Source organism: Rufibacter sp. XAAS-G3-1, from assembly GCF_013623775.1.
GTDB lineage: Bacteria > Bacteroidota > Bacteroidia > Cytophagales > Hymenobacteraceae > Nibribacter.
Map to the genome: position 1 here is coordinate 1 of NZ_JABFAM010000037.1, position 1,396 is coordinate 1,396.

Sequence of the window (1,396 nt, forward strand, 5' to 3'; positions counted from 1 at the left end):
TAATAAAAAAAACTAAGCTCTAACACTGTATAAAAACCATGCTTCGGCCGACGGCCTAGCACGTTGTTTATACGAGACCGTTGTGCGTCATTGTAGAAACTTTTTACCGGCTGGCATCGCAGAAAAATTATCAGCAAAGCCGGAAGAAAACCTGCACGCGTGGCAGAAGTGAAAAAGTGGAATTGACGTTGCGTTTGAGCAGGAATCGACGCAAAATGCGTGCAAACCGACGGATTGCGTTTTGGGCCTGTTTTTCCGGAAAGAGACCGAAAACAGGAAAGAGCAATCCTCCGCGAGGCTGATTAGCGGCTCTTTTCCTGAAATCAGGCCAAAAGCAGAATAAAAGATTATCAGGCGGCGCAAAGAAACAACGTCGCACAACAACGTGTAAACGCCAGCATCGGCCGACGGCCTTCGCCGCCGTTTACACCAGTCCGTTAGCCATAATTTAAATGAATGAAATCATCTAGTTTAATGAAAGAAGAAAATAAGAATGATTTTCGTCAGAATCACCCTTATCCAGTTCATGCTATAAAGCAGGACAAAATCATTTTTCTTAGTGATTTAGAAATATACAATATTAACAAAACTAGAGTTGAATTTTCTTCGCCAAATATTATTTCAATGTTTATCAACATTAGTCACAAGGCTTTTGTTGAATCTACAAGTGTTTTCAAAAAATTCATTGAACCAAAATTGATTGATGGAAAAACGGCAGAGTTTAAAGAAGAAGAGTTGACAAAATTATATGACTATCTAGAGTCTGCTAAAGTTAGTGTAATATTTGCTTACAATTCAATTGAGGCGTTTGTAAACATTGCTATCCCAAATGATTATACTTATGAGAATAAAAACAATCGTGGAATAAAGGAAATATGGGATAAAGAAGCAATTCAGCGATGGATGACTACTTCTGATAAATTAACCAAAATCCTACCAGGACTGAGAGGATTAGAAAAGCCCAACAATCAAAAATTCTGGAGTAACTTCAAAAATTTAGAACAATTAAGAAATGATATAATTCATCCAAAATCTGTTTCAAATGAATTGAATACATCTAATGAAATTCACAAAAAGTTTTTTAATAAAAATGTTTTTAATTGGATTCAATCAACAGGTGATGTTTTAAAGTTTTACTGTCAGGGTGAATATTCTGAAAGATATTTTCCAATTGGGTTCGGCCCAAAAAAATTTAAACCCACCGAATTAGACGATTTTGATAAATATTTTGAAGAAGTGAAATAAAAAACAATGGCTAACATTGTATAAAAATCATGCTACGGCCGACGGCCTCGCCCGTTTTTTATACGAGACCGTTAGGCAACATTGAAAATATAAATCTACAGAAGAGAAAGAATAATGCTGAAAATAACGGATAACAATAGCGACAACTTGA

The 1,396-nt window shown here is 35.7% G+C and carries 1 protein-coding gene; it reads left to right on the plus strand.

Annotated elements, in window-relative coordinates; translation table 11 throughout:
* Positions 1–456 precede the first annotated feature (456 nt).
* Positions 457–1,245, plus strand: a complete 789-nt coding sequence (locus HHO50_RS20870; RefSeq protein WP_181309083.1) for a hypothetical protein — start codon at positions 457–459, stop codon at positions 1,243–1,245.
* The last annotated feature ends 151 nt before the right edge of the window (positions 1,246–1,396 follow it).

Coding starts and splice junctions, on each gene's coding strand:
- HHO50_RS20870 (WP_181309083.1), top strand. CDS start 457: ATGAAATCATCTAGTTTAATGAAAGAAGAAAATAAGAATGATTTTCGT.